Source organism: Arthrobacter sp. U41, assembly GCF_007679325.1.
In the GTDB taxonomy this organism is placed as follows: domain Bacteria; phylum Actinomycetota; class Actinomycetes; order Actinomycetales; family Micrococcaceae; genus Arthrobacter.
Window position 1 is genome coordinate 125,940 of the sequence record NZ_VEGI01000005.1, and the last position, 21,421, is coordinate 147,360.

Here is a 21,421-nt window from a genome sequence, read left to right on the forward strand (position 1 = left end):
GCTCACGCACCTCCCGAGCGGTACGTCTGGAGGTCGTCGACGAACTGCTGGAACTCTTCAAGCTCCTCCGGGCAATAGATCTGGATGATACGGAGCTGGCCCTGGACGAACCGGGCGTCCGCGATCACCGGCCTGGTTCCTGGGCCGGCGGCGCCGTTCGCCAGCTGGCTGAGCAGGATGGCCCGGCTCAGCGCTTCGTTCGGGTTCGCGCAGACCGCACCGCCGTCGTCGCCGAGCACCCGGGCGATCTGCTCGCGCGAGGGCGCCTTCCCCCCGGCCTCGTTGATCGATGCGATCAGCTGGTCGGCTTTCTCCAGGGACTGCTGAGTCTCCCGCGCGGACCGGAATGTCAGCAGGGCGATCACGGCGAGTACCACCAGCAAGATGATGGACACGACGTACACCACCGAGCGTCCCTTTTTGGTGGAGGTCTCCAAATGCGTGCTCATGACCCTGCCACCTCCGTCTTTGCCTCCTGGTCAGGCAGCTTCCAGGACGGCTTGCGGAACTTGTAGAAGAGGAAGGGCACGAGGAGGCCGAGCCCCAGTGCGCCGCCGCCGACGATCAGGAAATAGACAATCGGATCGCCGTCGCCGAACTGCGACGGCGGGACGAACCCGACCAGCAGGGCGGCCAGTGAGGCCGCAAATCCGACGCCGCACAACCCGATCAGCATCGGCGCGCGGTACCCACGCGGGTGGTCCGGATCGTTGCGGCGGAGCCGGACGGCTGCCACGAACATCAGCAGGTACATGATCAGGTAGACCTGCGTGGTGATGACCGAGAAAATCCAGTACGCGCTGGAGACATCCGGGATCAGTGCGTAGCCGAGGGCGATCACGGTGGTGACGAGCCCTTGGATCACCAGGAGGTTCTGCTGGATGCCGTTCTTGTTCAGCTTTTGCAGGAACGGCGGGAGGTAGCCTTCCTCACGCGAAATCAGCAGCAGGCCCTTGGAAGGACCAGCGAGCCAGGTCAGCATGCCGCCAAGGGAGGCAGCGACCAGCATAATGCCAAGGATCGGCGTGAGGGCTTGCAGGCTGAAGGACGCCAGCACAGCGTCGAAGGCCTGCATAACGCCCGCCGTGAGGGAGAGCTCCTCGGCCGGGACGATCCAGCTGATCGCCAGCGCCGGAAGGATGAAGATCAGGAGTACCAGTCCCATGGCCAGGAACATCGACTTCGGGTACTCCTTGGCCGGGTTCTTCAGCGAGGACACGTGCACCGCGTTCATCTCCATGCCGCTATAGGACAGGAAATTGTTCACGATCAGCACCAGGCTGGCCAGCCCGGCCCACTCAGGGAGGAAGTTGGCCGCTGTCATCGGGGCGGCCGACTCGTTGCCTTGGCCGAGGAACATAACGCCCAGGAAAACGAGGAGCGCGCCCGGGATGAGGGTCCCGATGATCAAACCCCCGCTGGCCAGGCCGGCTACACCCTTCGTGCCCCGGGATGAGACATATACGCCGGACCAGTAGAACACCACAATCACCAACGCGGTCCACACGCCGTTGCTGGCCAGCTCCGGGTTGAACACATAGGCGAGCGTGCTCGCGACGAACCCCAGCAGAGTCGGATAGTAGAAAATGGTCATCGCGAACTGGCACCAAACCGCCAGGAACCCCATGGGCTTGGAAATGCCCGTCGCGACCCACTTGTAGATACCGCCCTTCCATCCGGACGCCAGCTCGGCGGACACGAGAGAGGTGGGCAGCAGGAAGACGATCGCGGGAACCACGTACAGGAAGACTGAAGCAAGGCCGTAGACGGCCATGGTCGGGGCGGCACGCAGGCTGGCCACCGAACTTGTAGTCATCAGCGCCAGGGCAACCCAGGAAATCCAAACGGCGGTGGGCACCTTCGGGCGGGCCATAGTCTGGTCAGCGCTGCTCACAGCAGCCCCATCCCACCGGCAGGCCCTGCGCTGTGGGCCGGGCGGCGCGACACCGTCCGGGGCGAGGAGTTGAAAATTTGTACATTCCACTGCCCTCTATCACATAGTGTGCGGGATGAGTACAGCATGAACCTGGGAATTCGAGCCGAATAGTCCCAATTTCCTCTGTACTTCACGGTGCTGCGGTGCTACTCCCAGCCGTCCGCGAGCGCTTCCACAGCAGATCGACCAGCACCGCGAGCGCAAGGATGAGCAACAGTGCGACGGCGGTGGTGGGTTCGTTGACGAGCGTGGTGGTGCAGAACACAACAAACGTTCCCAGCGTCGCGACCAGGGTTGCGACGAGCACAAGGAGCTTGGCGCCCGTCTGCTTGTACACCTTGAAGTGGGCCAGGGTGACCGCGGAGAAGATCAGCAGGGCTACCGCGCTTCCGAGCGATGCGATGCTGTTCAGGTTGAACGCCAACACCATCACCGCCGCCAGGCCGGCCATCACCAGCAGTCCGACGGGTACACGCCGGAGCCCCACGGACCTGCCGAAGACCGGCGGAAACTGCCCCACCGAGGCCAGGTGCTGGGTCATACCCACCGAAGGGTAGAGGCTGGCGTTCACGGCCCCGGAGGTGGAGAGCAAGGCGGTGATCACCATCAGGACATATCCGGCCTGGCCCAGGGTGGGCTTGGCGGCCTCGGCGAGCGCTGTGGCGCCGTATTCGACCACCTGGCCGGCAGTCAGGGTGCCGAACACGCCGAGGGATACCGCGACGTACACCGTGGTGGCGACGGCCAAGGCCAGATACATGGCGCGCGGCAGTTGCCGGGAAGGGTCCGGCAGGTCCTTCGCGGTGAACGTGATGACACCGAACCCGAGGAAGGCGAAGAAGGTCAGGGCCACACTCGCGATGATCTCCCGGACGCCGGGGTAACCGGACGGGTCGAGTAGCGTGGGGTCCCAGTTGGCGATTGTCACGATCGCGAACACCGACAGGATGGCCAGCACGATCCTCACGATCAGGGACTGGACCCGTGCCACCGCCTTGGAGCCGACCGCGTTCAGGACGGTCATGACCAGGATGAGGGCGACCGCGAACACCTTGGCCCAGCCGGGATCACGGTTAGTCAGTACGGCGCTGGCATAACCGCCGAAGGACGACGCCACCATTGCACCGACGATCGCGCCGGTGACGTAGAACAGCCAGGACACGATGCCGGTGACGTGCCCCTCACCGAATCCGCGGGCCAGGTACGCGAGCATGCCCCCGCCCGAGGGAAACGCGGCGCCCAGCTTCGCGAACGAGTAGCCCTGAAGCCCGGCGATGGCGCCGGCCACCAGGAAGGAGACCCACACCGCCGAGCCCGCGACGGCCCCTGCCGCTCCCAGCAGGGCGAAGATCCCTGCGCCCACCATCGACCCCACGCCGATGAACGCCGCTTGGACGACGGTCATCTGCTTCTTCGGAACGGTGCTCGACATGTCGTCCCTCCCTGTGGCCAGGCACCGGCAGGCTGTGGCCTCGCAGGGACAGTACCACCCCGTCCAGGACCGCAAAAGCCCCCTCGCGAAGTCTTGGGGAGGAGAGCATTGGAGAGGGGCCGGGTGAGAGCTTGACCACACAAACGGGAGGGATGCGGGACGGGGTCTAAGCTGGATGGCATGACTCTTGAGTTCTCCCGGCTGGGTCTCGCCCCGGAATTCGTCGACTACACCCGCGGCTGGGACATCCAGCGCGAACTCCACGAGAGGGTCGTCGCCGGTGACGCCCCCAGCACGGTCCTGCTGCTCGAACACGCCGCCGTCTACACGGCGGGCAAACGCACCGAGGACCACGAACGTCCCTTTGACGGCACCCCCGTGGTCCCGGTGGACCGCGGCGGCAAGCTCACCTGGCACGGTCCCGGACAGCTGGTGGGCTACCCCATCATCAAGCTCAAGAACCCTGCAGGGATCCGCGACTACGTGGAACGGCTCGAGGCCGTGATCATCGCGGTCCTGGCTGACTACGGCATCCAAGCGGTCCGGATCAAAGGACGCGCCGGCGTCTGGATCGACCAGGACGAGAAGGGCCCTGCCCGCAAGATCGCCGCGATCGGCATCCGCGTCCACGAGGGCGTCACGATGCACGGCTTCGCGATCAACTGCAACAACGATCTGGCCCCGTACGCCCAGATCATCGCGTGCGGCATTACCGATGCCGGCGTCACCACCATCTCCCACGAGACGGGCCGTGACGTCACCCCCGCCGACCTCGTTTCGCGGATCGTCGAAGAACTGCGCAACAATGAAGAAGCGCTAGTTGCAACCCATGAAGGAGCTCTACTGTGACCCTGGCACCAGAAGGCCGGAAAATGCTGCGTATCGAGCAGCGCAATGCGGCCACCCCGGTGGAACGCAAGCCGGATTGGATCAAGGCCAAGGTCCAGATGGGTCCCGAGTTCGTGCAGCTCAAAAACCTGGTCAAGAAGGAAGGCCTCCACACCGTCTGTGAAGAGGCCGGCTGCCCCAACATCTTCGAATGCTGGGAAGACAAGGAAGCCACCTTCCTGATCGGCGGCTCCGAGTGCACCCGCCGCTGCGACTTCTGCCAGATCGACACCGGCAAGCCTTCCCCCGTGGACGTTTTCGAACCCACCAAGGTGGCCCGCTCCGTTCAGGCGATGCAGCTCCGCTACGCCACCGTCACCGGCGTGGCCCGCGACGACCTCGCGGATGAGGGCGTCTGGCTCTACGCCGAAACGGTCCGCAAGATCCACGAACTCAACCCGGGTACCGGCGTCGAACTCCTCATCCCGGACTTCTCCGGGAAACCGGAGCACATCGAAGCGATCTGCGATTCCAAGCCCGAGGTGTTCGCCCACAACGTGGAGACCGTTCCCCGGATCTTCAAGCGCATCCGCCCGGCCTTCCGCTACGAGCGGTCGCTGGATGTCATCACGCAGGGCCGCAAGCTCGGCATGGTCACCAAGTCCAACCTCATCCTGGGCATGGGCGAGACCCGCGAGGAAATCTCCGAAGCTCTCCGCGACCTGCACGAGGCAGGCTGCGACCTGATCACCATCACCCAGTACCTTCGCCCGAGCGAACGCCACCTGCCGGTTGACCGCTGGGTCAAGCCGCAGGAATTCGTGGACCTCCAGCAGGAAGCCGATGAGATCGGATTCCTCGGCGTGATGAGCGGGCCTCTGGTTCGCTCTTCCTACCGGGCCGGACGGCTCTGGGCCACCGCGATGCGCAAGAAGGGCTGGGAAATCCCGGCCCAGCTCGCCCACATCGAAAGCTCCGGCAGTACCCGCCAGGAAGCCAGTTCGCTGCTCGCGGCGCACTCCTGAGCACAGCTGAACGATTACCGTAATGGGCCGGCACCGGAGGAATCCGGCGTCCGGCCCTTCGCTGTCCATCACGTAGAATTAAAGGCACTATGGCGACTTCCCCTGATTCCAGCAACTCCACTCCGGCTTCTGATGCTCCGAAGCGCGGCCTCTTTTCCCGCAAGCCCAAGGCGGCAAAGGTCAAGAAGCCGAGCCGCCTGAAGCAGATCGGCGAGGTCTTCAAGATGACCCGCCAGCACGACCCGATGGTCCCGTGGCTCATGCTGCTGGCATTCCTTGGCGTCGTCGCTGTCAGCTTCGTCATCGGATTCCTGCTGGACAACTGGATCACCGGCCTGATCATCGGTATCCCGCTGGGCGTCCTGGCGGCAACCCTGATCCTGTCCCGCCGTGCCGAGCGCGCCGCCTTCGCACGTATCGAAAACCAGCCGGGCGCCTCCGGCGCTGCGCTGGGGACTCTCAAGCGCGGCTGGATCGTCGAAGACCAGCCCGTCGCCGTGAACCCCCGCACGCAGGACGCCGTCTTCCGTGCCATCGGCCGCCCCGGCGTCGTCCTCGTCAGCGAAGGCCCCAGCGCCCGCGTCAAGCCGCTCCTCGACGCCGAACGCAAGCGCCTCGCCCGTATCCTGCCCAACGTCACCATCCACGTGATTGAGAGCGGCCGCGGCGAGGGCCAGGTTCCGATCAGCCAGGTCGCCAAGAAGATGACCAAGATGAAGAACGAACTGACCAAACTCGAAGTCAGCACTGTCTCCAAGCGCATCTCCTCGCTCGGAAGCCGCCTGCCGATCCCCAAGGGCATCGATCCGTACAAGGCCCGCCCGGACCGCAAAGCCGCCCGCGGACGCTAGCAACACGCCAGAGGACAGGGTCGCCCCGGTTACCGCCTTCATGGCTGGCAGCCGGGGCGTTTCCATTGCCCACGACACTTCAACGTCCCGCCGGGACAGAGCCGGAGACTCCGCCATGAAACTGCCTTCCACCACTACTGTGATCCGCGTCTTCCGCGTCCTTGCGATCGCCGAGGCTTTCAGCTGGGCCGCGCTGCTGGTGGGCATGTTCCTCAAGTGGGTCACCCGGACCACGGAACTCGGTGTGGAGATCGCGGGTCCGATCCACGGGGCTCTCTTCATCGGCTACGGGATTGCGGCGCTGAGCTTGTGGGCGATGCTGCGCTGGCCGTTCCGGGTGGCGTTCTTCGCCGGACTCTCCGCGGTGTTCCCGTTCGCCACCGTCTGGTTCGAGCGCTGGGCAGGCCGCCGCGGCTACCTGACGGCCAGCACCGGTCGGGATGCGGCAACGCCGGCGCAGGAGACCGCCGGGGTCTAGCCGCGCCGGTCCGGCTCTAGGGCTGGCGGGCAGGGATGCCATGCCGGGCACCGCGAAGAGCTACATCCGGACCAGGACCGTGTTCATGGCCTTGTCGTGCAGTCCGCGGTGGTCCGGGTCAAAAATGACGGCGGGGATCACGAGGCACAGCAGCAGGCTGCGGACCAAGGCGGGGACCGGTCCGGCGGGGCCGCCGCCGAGACGAATGACGTGGATCCCCATAGCGCGGTGGCCGATGCTGTAGCCGAGGGTTCCGACCAGCAGGGCCTGCTCCACCGCGAACACGGCCAGGGTTGCCCACGGATTCCCGGCGAACGCGTAATTGCTGATCAGCAGCGCGATTCCCCAGTCAATGAAGATGGCCACGATGCGCCGGCCGGCGCGGGCAATGGACTCCGTCCCGGACTCGGGCAGGCCCAGCCGCTCCCCCGGGTACTTTGAGATGCCGGACGTATCCGGGCCGCTGAGCCATGAGCCTATGTCTTTACGATCAACCACCCTCCAAGACTATCGGCAACGGACGTGCCTCGGCGCTGTTCAGAGTGTGGACATCCAGAGGCCACACTCTGGTCACGGATAGGCCACGTTGTGGACAGCGACTACCGTTTACATGTCAGGGCATTCTGTAACCTGCCGGAAACAAAGCGGACACCGTGGGGAAATCCCGTGTCCTTAGGGTGGTAACAGTTGCTGGCGGCATAGGAGCGGGGCAGACCTTTGTGTTTACCCCGCTGTCGGACTGCGCTGGACCACACGGCCTGACGGCCAGATCTTTCACATGCATAAGGAGCATAGATGTTCAAGACTGCGGACGAAGTCCTCAAGTTCATCAAAGACGAAGACGTAAAGTTCGTCGATATTCGCTTCACCGATCTCCCTGGCGTTCAGCAGCACTTCAACGTGCCCGCCAAGAGCGTTGACGCGGACTTCTTCGTCAACGGCCAGCTCTTCGACGGATCTTCGATCCGTGGCTTCCAGGGCATCGCCGAGTCGGACATGCAGCTCATCCCGGACGTGACGACGGCGTTCCTCGACACGTTCCGCATGGAGAAGACCCTCGCGCTGAACTTCTCGATCGTGAACCCGCGTACCGGTGACCCGTACCACCGCGATCCCCGCGGCGTGGCCGAGAAGGCCGAGGCCTACTTGGCTTCCACCGGCATTGCCGACACCGCATTCTTTGCACCCGAGGCCGAGTTCTTCGTCTTCGACAACGTCCAGTACCAGTCCTCCCCGCAGGGCAGCTTCTACAAAATCGATTCCGAGGAAGCACACTGGAACACCGGCCGCGAAGAAGAGGGCGGAAACCTCGGCTACAAGACCCCGGTCAAGGGCGGTTACTTCCCGGTCTCCCCCACTGACAAGCAGGCGGACCTCCGCGATGCCATGTGCGTCGCCTTGGACGAGGCCGGCCTTGAGGTCGAGCGCAGCCACCACGAGGTCGGTTCCGCCGGCCAGGCAGAAATCAACTACAAGTTCACCACGCTGACCCACGCCGCTGATGACCTGCAGAAGTTCAAGTACGTCATCAAGAACACGGCGGACGCCTGGGGCAAGTCGGTCACCTTCATGCCGAAGCCGGTCTTCGGTGACAACGGCTCGGGCATGCACTGCCACCAGTCGCTGTGGAACGGTGGCGAGCCGCTGTTCTACGACGAAAAGGGCTACGCCGGCCTGTCCGACATGGCCCGCTGGTACATCGGCGGCCTGCTGAAGCACTCCTCGGCCGTGCTGGCCTTCACCAACCCGACGGTGAACTCCTACCGCCGCCTGGTCAAGGGCTTCGAAGCTCCGGTCAACATGGTTTACTCGCAGGGCAACCGCTCCGCCGGTATCCGGATCCCGATCACGGGCTCCAACCCGAAGGCCAAGCGCATCGAGTTCCGCGCGCCGGACCCCTCCTCCAACCCGTACCTGGCCTTCGCTGCCCAGCTGATGGCCGGCATTGACGGCATCCGCAACCGCATCGAACCGCCGGCACCGATCGACAAGGACCTCTACGAGCTCCCCGCCGAGGAAGCCAAGGACATCCCCAAGGCTCCCGGCACACTCGAAGAAGCCCTGGACGCCCTGGCCGAGGACAACGAGTTCCTCCAGGCCGGCGGTGTCTTCACCCAGGACCTGATCGACACCTGGATCGAGTACAAGTACGAGAACGAGATCCGTCCGCTCTCGCTGCGCCCGAACCCGTACGAGTTCGAGCTGTACTACGGCGTCTAATCGCCCGCGACCCACGACGGCGGCCCCCACCTTTACGGCGGGGGCCGCTGGTCTTTAAGCCGCCGCTCGGGACGTGACGGCCCAGCGACTGATTCAGCGGTGGGGCCGGGAGTTGCGAGCGAGGTCAGAACGGCCGGTACATGGTCCGCTGCGGGCGTGCGTCGCCGCCGAGGTACTGGCCGCGGTCCTCGAAGCCGGCCTTGCGGTAGGCGGACTGCCCGGCCGGGTTCTCTTCGTTGACCGACAGCACGACGCCGGTCTGGTTTCCGCCGAGCGCGGCTGTGAGCTTCGCCGCGGCCCGCACCGCGGCGTCCGCGGCCAGGGCGCCGAGGCCCTTGCCCTGCTGCCGGCGGTCGATCAGGAAGCCGCGCAACAGCCAGGCTGATTCGTCGTCCGCCCACCCGGCCAGGGTGGCGGCTCCGGTCTGCAGGGTCAGCACGCCCACCGCGGCGCCGTTGGCGTCAATCGCGATGGGGTGGCGGGATTCCTCCTCCAGCCCGATGAGCATCATCCGCAGCGGCTCTCCGACAAACCTGCGCTGTTCCTGGGTGACCTCGAGGTCGGCGATCTCCCCCAGTTTGATGGCGCGGGCGTCGTCGTCGAGATTTTTCAGCGGCATCAGCCACACGTTTTCCGGCATAACAGAAGCGTACCCAAGCCGGCGGGTCCCGCCGCGCGCTGCATTAACCCGTCAGAGCGCCGCGTCTTTCGGCGGCCCTGCGGGGTCCATCCAGAACACTTCCCAGAGGTGGCCGTCGGGGTCCTGGAAGCTGTGGGTGTACATAAAACCGTAGTCCTGGGCTTCCTCGGACGGTGCCCCGCCGGCGGTGAGCGCTTTCCGGATGACCTCGTCCACGGCCTCGCGGCTGTCCAGGGAGAAGGACATGATGACTTCGGCGGCACCCTTTGCCTCCGCGACGGCCTTCGACGTGAACGTCTTGAAGTAGGACTCAACGAGCAGCATCACGAAAGCGTCATCGTTGACGATCATGCAGGTGGCGTTCTCGTCGGTGAAGTCAGGATTGAACGAGAACCCCAAGGCGGTGAAGAACTCCACCGTCTTGTCGAGGTCCTTGACGGGGAGGTTCACAAACAGTTGTCTGGCCATTCCGATAACGTAGCACCGCGCCCCCCGGGGTGTCAGCCCCCGGACGCTCCCCCGGCCCGTTGGCGCGGGCCCGCCATAAACGCATTAGTGGCCGTAGAAAACCCGTTCGAACACGCTCCGGGCGCGCCGGCTCAGCCGGAGGTAGTCCTCCTCGAGCGCGGCCGCGTTGCCCTGCCCGTAGCCGCACCAGCGGGCCACCGCTTCCAGATCCCGCCGGGACGACGGCAGCACATCCGAGGCCCTGCCGGTCCAGATCACATTGGCCGACCGGATCCGGCTCGCGAGGCGCCAGGCCCGGAGCAGGATCTCGACGTCGCCCGCTTCAAGGAGCCCGACGGCAGCAGCGCCCTCGAGCGCCTCCACGGTGGACGTGGTCCGCAGTTCCGGATGCTCGCCGCCGTGCTGCAGCTGGAGCAGCTGGGCCAGCCATTCGACGTCGCTCAGGCCGCCGCGGCCCAGTTTCAGGTGACGGGCGGGGTCCGCGCCGCGGGGCAGCCGTTCCGCCTCCACCCGGGCCTTGACGCGCCTGACCTCGCGGGCGTCCTGCTCGGACAGCGACTCCGGGTAGCGGAGCGGGTCGATGAGGGCCACGAAATCAGCCGCCAGCTCGTCGTCTCCCGCCATTGGACGGGCCCGCAGCAACGCCTGGGCCTCCCACACAAGCGACCACCGGCGGTAATACTCGGCGTAGGACTCCAGCGACCGCACCATCGGTCCACTCTTGCCCTCCGGCCTCAGGTCGGCGTCGACCATCAGGACGCGCTCGGCGAGGATGGCGGGCTTAAGCGGCTGGGTCAGGAGGCTGGAAAGCCGGCCCACGATCTGCAGCGCCTGCTGCTGGGCCTCATCCTCCGGGACGCCGGGAAGGCCCCGGTGAACGTAGATCACGTCGGCGTCCGAACCGTAACCGATCTCCCGGCCGCCCTGGCGCCCCATGGCGACCACCAGCACGTGCGTCTTTAGCGGCTCCCCGGCCGTAACGACGGTTTCCGCTACCCGCAGGGCGCCGAGGACGGCGGCGCGGTCCGTGTCGGCCAGCGCCGCGCCCACCTGGTCCTGGTCCAGCAGCCCCGCACTGTCCGCGATGGCAATCCGCAGGATCTCACGGCGCCGGATCAACCGGATGAGGCGCATGGCGCTTTCCGGCTCTGCGTGGCGGGACATCTTGGAGACAATCTCCAGCCACTGCGCCTCAAAGGTCACCGGCACCAGGTCCTTGTCCGAGCCCAACCAGGCCACGGACTCGGGTGAAACCTCCAGCAGGTCGGCAATCAGCCGGGAGTTGGAGAGCACATGGCAGAGCCGTTCGGCCGCCGCCGTCGAGTCCCGCAGCATGCCCAGATACCAGTGCGTGGTGCCGAGCGCTTCGCTGACCCGGCGGAAGCCCAGCAGGCCGGCGTCGGGATCCACACCCTCCGCGAGCCAGCCGAGCAGGATCGGCAGGAGCTGGCGCTGGAGCGCGGCGCGGCGGCTGACGCCCGCGGTGAGCGCTTCGATATGCCGCATCGCGCCGCTCGGATCGAGGTAGCCCAGCGCGGCGAGGCGCCCCTGCGCCGCTTCCGGCGTGAGTCTGGCTTCCTCGCTGCTGAGCGCCGCCGCGGTGTTCAGGAGCGGGCGGTAGAAAATGCGCTCGTGCAGTTCCCGGACGGAGCGTTTGGTGCTGCGCCAAGCCGCGGCCAGGGCATCGGGTTTGGGCCGTTCGCTGGAGAAGGGCCCCAGCATGGCTTTGGCGAGGGCCCGCAGCGAGGCTTCCTTGACCGGCATGAGATGGGTCCGGCGCAGCTGGAAAAGCTGGATCCGGTGCTCGAGGAGCCGGAGGTAGCGGTAGTCCCGGTCGAACTCCGCGGCGTCGGAACGGCCGATGTAGCCGCCCGCGGACAACGCGGCGATCGCCGAGGTGGTGTCGCGGCAGCGCAGGGTCTCGTCGGACTTGCCGTGCACCAGCTGCAGGAGCTGGACGGTGAACTCGACGTCGCGCAGTCCCCCGCGGCCCAGTTTGATCTGCCGTTGCTCCTCATCCGCAGGGATGTGTTCGGTGACCCGGCGGCGCATGGAGCGGACGGATTCCACGAAGCCTTCCCGCCCGGCGGAGGACCAGATCAGCGGCGCGACGGCGGCCTCGTAGCTGGCGCCGAGCTCGGCGTCGCCCGCGATGGTGCGGGCCTTGAGCAGGGCCTGGAACTCCCAGCTCTCGGCCCAGCGGGCGTAGTAGCTCTGATGCGAGGCGAGGGTCCTGACCAGGGGTCCGGACTTGCCCTCCGGCCGCAGGTTGGCGTCCACCTCCCACAACCCGGGTTCGCGGCCCGGTGACATGATGGCCCGGGAAATGCCGGACGCCAGGGCCGTGCCGATGGTGTTGGCGCGCGGGTCGTCCAGCTCGCCGGACTCGATCACGTAGATGACGTCGACGTCGGAAATGTAGTTGAGTTCGCGGGCACCGCATTTGCCCATGCCGATGACGGCCAGCCCGACGTCGGCCACCTCCGCGGCGCTGAAGTGCCCTGCGGCCTCGGCGCGGGAGACGGCCAGGGCCGCCTCGATCGCGGCACCGGCGAGGTCGGCCAGCTCGGCGCCGGCGGCGGGCATGAAGTCCAGAGGGTCCGCGGCGCAGAGGTCCTTGACGGCGAGATCCACGAGGCCGCGGCGGTACTCCGTGCGGAGCGCCTCGTAGCCCTCCTGCCCCGTCAGGGCGGCCACCGGGCGGGGAGATTTCGGATCGGCGCGTACGGACTGCAGCAGCCGGGCCCGCAGCACGGCGGCGTCCGCGGCGCGCGGTTCCGGGCTGGCCGTCACGTCGAAGGCGTCGAGGTGTCCGGGGTGGCGGATCAGGAATTCACCCAGCGCCTCGGAGGCCCCCAGCACCCGGTACAGCGGTTCGCTGCGTTCAGGCTCCGCGGCCGCGAGCTTCCGCAGGTCCGGGTGCTTCTCGATCAGCCGGACCAGGGACTGCAGCGCCGTGTCCGGGTTCGCGGCCAGCTGCAGCCCGGCGAACAGGACGTCCTGGTCCAGGCCCTTCAGCTCGGGGGCCGCCAGCCACCGTTCGCCGTTTTCCAGGTCGCTGAAACCGGCGGCAATGAGGCGTCGTGCCAGGCTCACCCGGGCCGCCTAAAGGATACCGAGGTTGCGCTGCAGCTCGTAGGGCGTGACCTGCAGGCGGTAGTCCTGCCATTCGGCCCGCTTGTTCCGCAGGAAGTGCTCGAACACCTGTTCGCCGAGGATCTGCGGCATCAGCTCGGAGTCCTCCATGGTGCGGATGGCGTCGTGCAGGCTGGCCGGGAGCGGGTCGTGGCCCATCGCGCGGCGCTCGGCCGAACTCAGCGACCAGATGTCGTCCTCGGCCGCGGCGGGGAGCTGGTAGCCCTCCTCGATGCCCTTGAGCCCGGCACCCAGCAGCACGGCGTAGGCCAGGTAGGGGTTGGCCGCCGAGTCGATGCCGCGGTATTCGATCCGCGCGGACTGGCCTTTGCCGGGCTTGTACAGCGGGACGCGGACCAGGGCGGAGCGGTTGTTGTGGCCCCAGCTCAGGTAGCTCGGGGCTTCGCCGCCGCCCCAGAGCCGCTTGTAGGAGTTCACGAACTGGTTGGTGACGGCGGTGAACTCCGGGGCGTGCTTGAGGATGCCGGCAATGAACTGCCGCGCCGTTTCGGAGAGCTGGAACTCGGCCCCGGCCTCGTAGAAGGCGTTCGTGTCGCCCTCGAACAGCGAGAAGTGCGTGTGCATGCCCGAGCCGGGGTGCGCCGTGAACGGCTTCGGCATGAAGGTGGCGTAGGTGCCCTGCTGCAGCGCGACCTCTTTGATCACGGTGCGGAACGTCATGATGTTGTCGGCGGTCTGCAGCGCGTCCGCGTAGCGCAGGTCGATTTCGTTCTGGCCGGGACCCGCCTCATGGTGGCTGAACTCCACCGAAATGCCGACCGATTCGAGCATGGTCACGGCGGTGCGGCGGAAGTCCTGGGCCACGCCGCCCGGGACGTGGTCGAAGTAGCCGCCTTCGTCCACGGGGACCGGGGCGCCGTCCGGTCCCGGGTGCTGGGACTTCAGCAGGTAGAACTCGATCTCGGGGTGGGTGTAGCAGGTGAAGCCCATGTCAGCGGCTTTGGCCAGGTTGCGCTTGAGGACATTGCGCGGATCCGCGGCGGAGGGTTCGCCGTCGGGGGTCAGGACGTCGCAGAACATCCGGGACGTCGCTTCGGTCTCGCCGCGCCAGGGCAGGATCTGGAAGGTGGCGGGATCCGGCTGCGCCAGCATGTCCGATTCGAAGACACGGGCGAGGCCTTCAATCGAGGAACCGTCAAAGCCCAAGCCCTCTTCAAAGGCCCCTTCAACCTCGGCCGGGGCCAGCGCCACGGATTTCAGCGAACCTACGACGTCGGTAAACCACAGCCGCACGAACCGCACGTCGCGCTCTTCGATTGTCCGCAGGACAAACTCTTGCTGGCGGTCCATAGTGGCCTCTTTCCGGTTCAACGTCCGTGCCCGGGGCCCCACCTGACTCCCGCCAGGCATGGTCCCGCAGCTGCTCAGGATTCACTTTACTAATCATTGCCAGTGATTGCTGGAGGAGCCGACTCACGTAACACAGCGTTAACACACGGTTCCGGGATCCTGTCGCCGGGAGCCGGTGCCCAAGGACACGAAACCGGGTCCGTCCACCCGGCATTGTGACATGATTCACCGGCCCGGCAGCCGGGACGCGGTAGCTAGGACGCGCGGTATCGCACTACGCTCGTGCCATGGCCACAAGCAAAAGCCCCGATTCCAGCATGCCCTCAGCAGAAGTAGCAGCCCCCTACGGCACCGGCCCCTCGGCCGCCAGCCCCGCTCAGCCGGCTGCAGCGACAGCGGGGACTGAGCCGTCCCGGAAGCCGGCGGCGAAGATCCGCACCCATCATCTGCGCCAGGCGAAAATCAACGGTGAGCGCTTTGCCATGCTGACGGCGTATGACCAGTACACGGCGGAAATCTTCGACCAGGCCGGCATCGAGGTCCTCCTGGTGGGTGACTCCGCCTCGAACAACGTCTTCGGCAACGAAACAAGCCTGCCCGTCACCGTGGACGAGCTGCTCCCGCTGTGCCGCGCCGTCACCCGCTCCGCCCGGCGCGCCCTCGTTGTGGCGGACCTGCCCTTCGGCAGTTACGAGGTCTCCGCCCAGCAGGCCGTGGCCACCGGCGTGCGGTTCCTGAAAGAAGGGCTCGCCCACGCGGTCAAGATCGAGGGCGGCAAGTTCTATGCGGAGACCGTCCGGGCCATGGTCCAGGCCGGGATCCCCGTGATGGCGCACATCGGCTTCACACCGCAGAGCGAGCATGCGCTGGGCGGCTACCGGGTCCAGGGCCGCGGCGATGACGCCCAGCGGCTGATCGACGACGCCATCGCGCTGGCCGACGCCGGTGCGTTCTGCGTGTTGATGGAAATGGTTCCGGCGGAGGTGGCGGCGGCCGTGGATGCCGCCGTCGACGTCCCCACCGTCGGCATCGGCGCCGGCAACGCCACCACCGGCCAGGTCCTGGTGTGGCAGGACATGGCGGGCCTGCGCGGCGGCAGGATGGCCAAGTTCGTCAGGCAGTACGCGGACCTGCGCACCTCCCTCAGCGATGCCGCCAAGGCGTACGGCGAGGATGTTCGCTCAGGCCAGTTCCCCGGCCCGGAGCACTCCTTCTAGGCACTCCCTGCCGCTGCCCTCCCGCGTCCGCCCCTGCGGGTTTGCGGCGTCACCTCATCCTTCACGAACGATGTGGAGGGCCTCCATTACGAGCAGGCTGTCGGTTGAGGGCCTGCATCGGGCCCCGGCAGAAGTTCCGCCATTCCGGCCGGATCCGCGTGAAGCGCGATGGGCCAGACACCGGGGGACATTAGTGGAGGAGTAGCCATGGACTCAATTTCGACTGACTTCTGGGACGTCCTGCTGTGGAGTTTCTGGTTCTTCATCTGGATCGCGGCCTTGATGGTGTGGTTCCGTTGCCTGTTCGACTTGTTTGGCGACAGCACGCTCAGCGGCTGGGGTAAAGCCGGCTGGTCGATACTGCTGATCTTTGTCCCCTGGCTCGGAGCACTCATCTACCTGATCGCCAGGGGCCGCAGCATGACGGAGCGGCAGATGAAGGCCATAGCGGAACAACAGGCCGCCCAGCAGGAGTACATCCAGCAGGTCGCCGGCAAGTCGGCCTCTCCGGCCAGCCAGATCGCGGACGCCAAGGCGCTGCTCGACTCCGGCGCCATCACCCAGACCGAATTTGATTCCCTCAAGGCCAAGGCGATGGCCTGACCTGACAACGGGCTGCGCCGCGGTCCACTGCGCGGTCAGTCCACTGTGCGGTCGGACCGCGGTGCGGGCATGAAAATCACCTGGCTTGGCCACTCGTCAGTGGTCCTGGACCTGGACGGCATCCGGCTCCTGACCGATCCGCTGCTTCGGCCCCATGCCGGGATACTGCGGCGCCTGGCACCCCGGCCGGACCCGGCATCGTGGACCGGGCCCGACGTCGTCCTGGTCTCCCACCTGCACCACGACCACGCCGAACTGCGCTCCCTTCGGATGCTGCGCGGGGCGGTCCTGATGAGCTCACCGGCCAATACCGACTGGTTACGCCGCCGGACGCAGATGGACGCGGTTCCCCTGGGTGACGGCTGGAGCCAGGTGGGCGGCGGAGTCGAGATACGCCAGGTGCCGGCCGACCATGGTCAGCGCCCCATGCCGCACCGGCCCAACGACGCCAACGGCCAGCTGGTCCGGGGCCCGTCGGGCGTCGTCTGGATCGCTGGCGACACCGGGCTGTATCCGGAGATGGCGGCACTGCCGGCCATGGCGGGTGGCTCCCTCGACCTCGCCCTGGTGCCGGTCTGGGGGTGGGGACCAAAGCTCTCCGGCGGGCATCTGACACCCGAAACCGCGGCCCGGGCGGTCGCAGCGAGCGGCGCGCGGTTCGCCGTACCGGTGCACTGGGGAACGCTGCACCCGCCCTTCGTCAACCACTTTGCCCGGAGCTGGCTGGAAATGCCCGGGCGCCGGTTTGCTCACGCTGTGGCGGAGCAGGCTCCGGGCTGCTCGGCCGTCGTCCTCGCCCCCGGCCAGTCCTGGGTCATGCCCTCGTGAGCCGAGTCCCCTGACCCGCGACGGGTCACTCTTCAACCGTTCCGCCTTGCCCCGGCTAACTCTTGAACAGGCGGCTCTGAACCGGCCGCCGTTCAACCGCTCGTTTTTCCACCGGCCACTTTGCCACCGGTCCCCCGGGTCACATCAGGGCGGCACATCCCGCAGCGTGGCGCGCTGGCCGCAGGACTCGAGCATCGCCACCAGCGCCCGGTGGAGCTGATCGGCGCCCTCTATCCGCTCCGGCAGCCCCGCCATCAGATCGGCCGGCCCCAGCAGCAGTGCGCGGTCCTGCCACCCGCCGAGGCCCCCGTGGGAGCCCACCAGGCCCTCGAACGCTGCAACGTCGCCGGTCACCGTATCGACCGAGCTGTTGACGTACAGATCCGGCGCCTCGCGAAGCAGCAGGGCACGCAGGAGCATCCGCGCCGCGTGCGGACCGTAGCTGGCCAGCGGGTTGATCCCGTCCACGTCACCGGTGGCGATGTTGAGGCGGCCGCCGCTCCCGATCGCCCATGCCCGGCCGTCGTCGTCGATGCCGGCGACGAACCCGACGCCGGGGTGGCCCGCCAGTCCGGGGACCAGCGCCGGCCAGTCCCGCTCGAGCTCCCCAAGCGTCCAGCGCCGGTCACCGCGCACGTAGATCAGGCCCAGATTGCCCGAACCCAGCACCACCACCGGCTCCTCGGCGGCGTCGCCTGGAGCGGAGGTTTCCCGTGCCGACGTCTGCCCTGCCGGCGTCTGCCCTGCCGGCGTCTGCCCTGCCGGCGTCTGCCGTGCCGGCGTCTGCCGTGCCGGCGTCTCCTGTGCCTTGGCCAACCCCTCGCCGGCACGGACGGCGAGCCTTCCGCTGATCCCGCCCGTCGCGACGTCGCCGGCAATGGAGTCCGCGCGCCCCAGCCCCTCGACGGGCGCGTCCACATTCTGCACGTGTTCCTGCATGAGTTCCGAACACAAATCGCCGAGCGACTGGCCATACCGGTCAGCGAACGGGGTGCCCTGGGACTGGCCATGGTCCGAGAGCACCACCAGCCGGTAGCGGCGGGGAGCGTCGCCGGCGAGCTGGGCCAAGGATCCCAGGGTGCGGTCCAGGCCATCCAGGGCGGCGAGCGACTCGGGCCGGAACACGCCCGCGTGGTGAGCGATTTCGTCGTAGTCAACGTAGTCGACGTAGATGCTCTTCGTTCCGCGCCGCAGTTCTTCGGCGACAAGAGCGGTGTTCAGGTCACGCAGCAGGCCGTTGGTCACAGCCCTCAGGAGGGCGAAGGTCCAATCGCGGTGCACACGCGGGTCGAGGTCACGCTTGACCTGCCGCCGGGCCTGCCATCGCTCCTTGACGATCTCCCCGACGGTTCGCGTGAAGCTGCGCATGAACCCGTTCGGGGACGTGAAAAACCACGCAAACGCACGCCGGGTTTGCGTGGAGCCGCGCTGGACCTCCGCCCTGCTCATCGTCATGAGCGCGCGGGGCGCATCGCCCGTGAACAGGTTTGAGATGGAGACGCCGTCGTCGCTGAGCAGGCCGCGGCCGGTGCTGTGCCATTCCTCGATCACCCGGGCGTCCGCCGGACGGTTGGCCACCAGGACCCGGTTGAGGTCACGGTCGTACCACCGGAACGCCGGGATCCCGTCAACGGTGCCGTGCAGGATACCCAGCTGGCTCGCCGGCGTCGTGCATGGCAGCTGGGGAGTCCACTCCCTGAGCGTGTACTCTCCCGACGCCAGCCAGCGCCGGATATGCGGGACAGCGCCGGACTGGACCGCCCACTGCAGCACCGGGAAGGGAACACCGTCGAGCTGCACGAACAGGACGCCGTCCACCTCCGGATCGTCCACTGTCTGCTGCCGGCCCGCCCTGCCGGCCAATGAGGTGATCAGGCCGTCGTCAGTGCCGGCCGTGGTGGTCCACGAGATGAGGGTGCCCACGGCCGCGCTGACCCAGGTGGCGGCAAAGGCCGTCCAGGCCGTCGATTCGATGCCGGGGACCAGCAGGATGGCGACGTACATGATCAGTGCCTGCCCGAGGAGAGCGGTCAGGAGTACCGCGAGCCAGCCCACCCTCGCCGAGACCTCCACCAGCACGGGGCGGAGCACCAGGCCGACGACGCCGGCTGCCGCGGCCACCGCCGCGTACGACCACCAGCTGCTTGCCGAGAACCCCGGCAACAGGGCGCCGGTGACAATGAGGGCAACCGTCGAGGCAGCCCAGGCTGCGGCCAGCCTGGCCAGATCAGAAAATCGGGCGCCGCGGGTGCGGGTAACGCTCGTCGGCATTGTCTCAGTATGGCCGGGGCCAACCGGCCCGTCCTCATCCCCGCCGGGTGAGAAAAATCAGCCCCCGCCGTCCAGCAGGGGCGCCGGCAGGGACCTTCCGGGGCGGCCGGCCTGCAACCGTGCGGCGACAACTCGATGCGGCACCGGCCGGGCTTTCAGGGGCGCAGGCTAATCGTCCTCGTCGCCCTTTTCCCAGGATTCGTTGCGGGCCTTAACCTTCTCGAGGGCGTGTTCGGCCTCTTCCCGCGTCTTGTAGGGGCCAATCAGCTGGCTCCAGTCGGACATGGCGTCCTCTTCAACCTCATGGGTGTTGACGTTGTACCAGTACTCCGGCATTGATGCTCCTTGCGCTGATGTTTCTTGGCGTTTGTTTATTTGCCTCCGGCATCGCCTTATATGATCAATCTATGCCTTCTCTAGCCTCGACTGCACCCATCGGCACCCTGGTCCCGGGAACAGTCAGCCCGCACCGTCCCGTTCCGGCGTCGATCCCGCGCCCTGAATACGTGGGCAAGCCCGGACCCGCGAAGTTCACCGGTTCGGAGATCAAGTCGGCAGAGACCATCGAGAAGATCCGGGTCGCTTCACGGATCGCCGCGCAGGCCATCGTGGAGGTCGGCAAGCACATCCAGCCCGGCGTCACCACGGACGAACTTGACCGGGTGGGCCACGAATTCCTGCTCGACCACAACGCATACCCGTCCACCCTGGGCTACCGCGGCTTTCCGAAATCGCTGTGTTCGTCGTTGAACGAAGTCATCTGCCACGGCATCCCGGACACCACCGTGGTCCAGGACGGGGACATCCTCAACATCGACATCACCGCCTTTGTCGGCGGTGTGCACGGCGACACCAACTACACCTTCCTGGTCGGCGACGTCGACGAGGAATCCCGGCTGCTCGTTGAGCGCACACAGGAATCCCTGAACCGCGCCATCCGCGCCGTGGCCCCCGGCCGCGAAATCAACGTGATCGGCCGCACCATCGAGTCCTACGCAAAACGCTTCGGCTACGGCGTGGTCCGCGACTTCACCGGCCACGGCGTGGGCGAGGCCTTCCACACCGGCCTGATCATCCCGCACTACGACGCCGCGCCCGCCTACAACACGGTCATCGAAACGGGCATGGTGTTCACCATCGAACCCATGCTGACGCTGGGCACCGTGGACTGGGACATGTGGGCCGACGACTGGACCGTAGTCACCCGTGACCGCAAACGCACCGCGCAGTTCGAGCACACCCTGCTTGTCACGGAGTCCGGTGCGGAAGTCCTCACCCTCCCCTGATTCCCGCGAGAAGATTCCGGTCTTCTCCGGTCGGCCCTGCGCCGCCCACCTCCTAGCCCTGCCCCTGCCACGAACGGAACCACATTGGCCAAGAAGGACGAGAAGTCGAAGAAGAACGCCCCGCTGATCGGCATCGACATCGGCGGCACCGGCATCAAGGGCGGGATCGTAGACCTGAAAAAGGGCAAGTTGATTGGTGACCGGCTGCGTATCCCCACCCCGCAGCCCTCCACACCTGAATCCGTTGCCGAGGTGGTGGCCCAGGTGGTGGCCGCGCTGTCCGCGCGCCCGGAGGCGCCGGCTCCCGATTCGCCCGTGGGTGTCACCTTCCCCGGCATCATCCAGCACGGCGTGGTCCACTCCGCTGCCAATGTGGACAAGTCCTGGCTGGAACTGGACATCGACGGCCTGCTGACCGCCCGGCTGGGCCGTCCCGTCGAGGTCATCAACGACGCCGACGCCGCCGGCCTTGCGGAGGCACGCTTTGGCGCCGGCGAATTCGTGGACGGCACGGTGCTGGTCATCACGCTCGGCACCGGAATCGGTTCCGCGTTCATCTTCGACGGCAAGCTGGTCCCCAACGCCGAGCTCGGGCACCTGGAGATTGACGGCTTCGACGCCGAAAGCAAGGCATCGGCCGTGGCCCGGGAACGGGACGGACTGAGCTGGGAGGAGTACAGCGTGCTGCTGCAGCGGTACTTCTCGCATGTGGAGTTCCTCTTCTCCCCCGAACTGTTCATCGTCGGCGGCGGCATCTCCAAGCGCGCCGACGAATACCTGCCGCGGCTGCAGCTGCGTACCCCGATTGTTCCGGCAGAACTGAAGAACGACGCCGGCATCGTGGGGGCTGCCCTCGAAATCGCGCTGAAGCACAAACTGACGAAGTAGCCCA

The 21,421-nt window shown here is 66.8% G+C and carries 20 protein-coding genes; 10 read left to right on the forward strand and 10 right to left on the reverse strand.

Annotated features, from left to right (window positions below):
* Positions 1 to 2 precede the first annotated feature (2 nt).
* The 3 genes from FS787_RS14890 to FS787_RS14900 form a co-directional block, all read right to left on the reverse strand.
* Entirely contained in the window at positions 3 to 449 is a 447-nt protein-coding gene (locus FS787_RS14890; protein WP_144673534.1) for a hypothetical protein, read from the reverse strand.
* On the reverse strand, positions 446 to 1,894 hold the full coding sequence (locus tag FS787_RS14895) for an APC family permease (protein ID WP_260982573.1): 1,449 nt from the start codon (positions 1,892 to 1,894) through the stop codon (positions 446 to 448). The genes FS787_RS14890 and FS787_RS14895 overlap by 4 nt, the downstream gene beginning before the upstream one ends.
* Before the next feature lie 172 nt (positions 1,895 to 2,066).
* A complete protein-coding gene (locus tag FS787_RS14900) occupies positions 2,067 to 3,368 on the reverse strand; it encodes an APC family permease (RefSeq protein WP_144673536.1) in 1,302 nt (433 codons plus the stop codon).
* 180 nt (positions 3,369 to 3,548) lie between these two features.
* Here FS787_RS14900 and lipB point away from each other — a divergent pair, with 180 nt between their 5' ends.
* The 4 genes from lipB to FS787_RS14920 all read left to right on the forward strand — a co-directional run bounded on the left by lipB (position 3,549) and on the right by FS787_RS14920 (position 6,550).
* On the forward strand, positions 3,549 to 4,217 hold the full coding sequence (gene lipB / locus FS787_RS14905) for a lipoyl(octanoyl) transferase LipB (RefSeq protein WP_144673538.1): 669 nt from the start codon (positions 3,549 to 3,551) through the stop codon (positions 4,215 to 4,217).
* Positions 4,214 to 5,221 carry a lipoyl synthase gene (gene lipA, locus FS787_RS14910; RefSeq protein WP_144673540.1) on the forward strand — a complete coding sequence of 336 codons (1,008 nt, stop codon included), beginning with the start codon at positions 4,214 to 4,216 and terminating at the stop codon, positions 5,219 to 5,221. The genes lipB and lipA overlap by 4 nt, the downstream gene beginning before the upstream one ends.
* An 89-nt stretch (positions 5,222 to 5,310) precedes the next feature.
* On the forward strand, positions 5,311 to 6,072 hold the full coding sequence (locus FS787_RS14915; RefSeq protein WP_144673542.1) for a DUF4191 domain-containing protein: 762 nt from the start codon (positions 5,311 to 5,313) through the stop codon (positions 6,070 to 6,072).
* Between the two features lie 115 nt (positions 6,073 to 6,187).
* Positions 6,188 to 6,550 (forward strand): DUF3817 domain-containing protein, encoded by a 363-nt coding sequence (locus FS787_RS14920; protein ID WP_144673544.1) that lies wholly within the window; start codon positions 6,188 to 6,190, stop codon positions 6,548 to 6,550.
* Between the two features lie 60 nt (positions 6,551 to 6,610).
* Here the strand turns inward: FS787_RS14920 and FS787_RS14925 are convergent, their stop codons facing one another.
* Complete coding sequence (locus FS787_RS14925) at positions 6,611 to 7,048, reverse strand: RDD family protein (RefSeq protein WP_144673546.1); 438 nt, start codon at positions 7,046 to 7,048, stop codon at positions 6,611 to 6,613.
* 297 nt (positions 7,049 to 7,345) lie between these two features.
* Between FS787_RS14925 and glnA (FS787_RS14930) the strand changes: the two genes are divergently transcribed.
* A complete protein-coding gene (gene glnA / locus FS787_RS14930; RefSeq protein ID WP_144673548.1) occupies positions 7,346 to 8,770 on the forward strand; it encodes a type I glutamate--ammonia ligase in 1,425 nt (474 codons plus the stop codon).
* 124 nt (positions 8,771 to 8,894) lie between these two features.
* Here glnA (FS787_RS14930) and FS787_RS14935 read toward each other — a convergent pair whose 3' ends face one another.
* From FS787_RS14935 to glnA (FS787_RS14950), 4 genes are all read right to left on the reverse strand, one after another.
* A complete protein-coding gene (locus tag FS787_RS14935; RefSeq protein ID WP_144673550.1) occupies positions 8,895 to 9,410 on the reverse strand; it encodes a GNAT family N-acetyltransferase in 516 nt (171 codons plus the stop codon).
* Between the two features lie 51 nt (positions 9,411 to 9,461).
* Positions 9,462 to 9,878, reverse strand: a complete 417-nt coding sequence (locus FS787_RS14940) for a VOC family protein (RefSeq protein WP_144673552.1) — start codon at positions 9,876 to 9,878, stop codon at positions 9,462 to 9,464.
* 84 nt (positions 9,879 to 9,962) lie between these two features.
* Positions 9,963 to 12,974 (reverse strand): bifunctional [glutamine synthetase] adenylyltransferase/[glutamine synthetase]-adenylyl-L-tyrosine phosphorylase, encoded by a 3,012-nt coding sequence (locus FS787_RS14945; RefSeq protein ID WP_144673554.1) that lies wholly within the window; start codon positions 12,972 to 12,974, stop codon positions 9,963 to 9,965.
* 9 nt (positions 12,975 to 12,983) lie between these two features.
* Positions 12,984 to 14,324 carry a type I glutamate--ammonia ligase gene (glnA, locus tag FS787_RS14950; protein ID WP_056431274.1) on the reverse strand — a complete coding sequence of 447 codons (1,341 nt, stop codon included), beginning with the start codon at positions 14,322 to 14,324 and terminating at the stop codon, positions 12,984 to 12,986.
* A 287-nt stretch (positions 14,325 to 14,611) separates the two neighbouring features.
* Here glnA (FS787_RS14950) and panB point away from each other — a divergent pair, with 287 nt between their 5' ends.
* From panB to FS787_RS14965, 3 genes are all read left to right on the forward strand, one after another.
* The gene (panB, locus tag FS787_RS14955; RefSeq protein ID WP_144673556.1) at positions 14,612 to 15,541 is read left to right on the forward strand and encodes a 3-methyl-2-oxobutanoate hydroxymethyltransferase; all 930 of its coding nucleotides are present in this window, start codon (positions 14,612 to 14,614) and stop codon (positions 15,539 to 15,541) included.
* A 207-nt stretch (positions 15,542 to 15,748) separates the two neighbouring features.
* On the forward strand, positions 15,749 to 16,144 hold the full coding sequence (locus FS787_RS14960) for an SHOCT domain-containing protein (protein ID WP_144673558.1): 396 nt from the start codon (positions 15,749 to 15,751) through the stop codon (positions 16,142 to 16,144).
* 69 nt (positions 16,145 to 16,213) lie between these two features.
* Positions 16,214 to 16,972, forward strand: coding sequence for an MBL fold metallo-hydrolase (locus FS787_RS14965; RefSeq protein ID WP_144673560.1), 759 nt, complete (start codon positions 16,214 to 16,216; stop codon positions 16,970 to 16,972).
* 144 nt (positions 16,973 to 17,116) lie between these two features.
* Here the strand turns inward: FS787_RS14965 and FS787_RS14970 are convergent, their stop codons facing one another.
* Together FS787_RS14970 and FS787_RS14975 are read right to left on the reverse strand one after the other, a co-directional pair.
* Positions 17,117 to 19,243 (reverse strand): phage holin family protein, encoded by a 2,127-nt coding sequence (locus FS787_RS14970; RefSeq protein ID WP_144673562.1) that lies wholly within the window; start codon positions 19,241 to 19,243, stop codon positions 17,117 to 17,119.
* A 168-nt stretch (positions 19,244 to 19,411) separates the two neighbouring features.
* Positions 19,412 to 19,579: an SPOR domain-containing protein gene (locus FS787_RS14975; RefSeq protein WP_128081649.1), complete on the reverse strand. Its 168-nt coding sequence runs from the start codon at positions 19,577 to 19,579 to the stop codon at positions 19,412 to 19,414.
* A 71-nt stretch (positions 19,580 to 19,650) separates the two neighbouring features.
* On the opposite strand from FS787_RS14975, the gene map reads away from it, so the two are divergent.
* Entirely contained in the window at positions 19,651 to 20,529 is an 879-nt protein-coding gene (gene map, locus FS787_RS14980) for a type I methionyl aminopeptidase (protein WP_144673564.1), read from the forward strand.
* Between the two features lie 84 nt (positions 20,530 to 20,613).
* Entirely contained in the window at positions 20,614 to 21,417 is an 804-nt protein-coding gene (ppgK, locus tag FS787_RS14985; RefSeq protein ID WP_144673566.1) for a polyphosphate--glucose phosphotransferase, read from the forward strand.
* Positions 21,418 to 21,421: the final 4 nt, after the last annotated feature.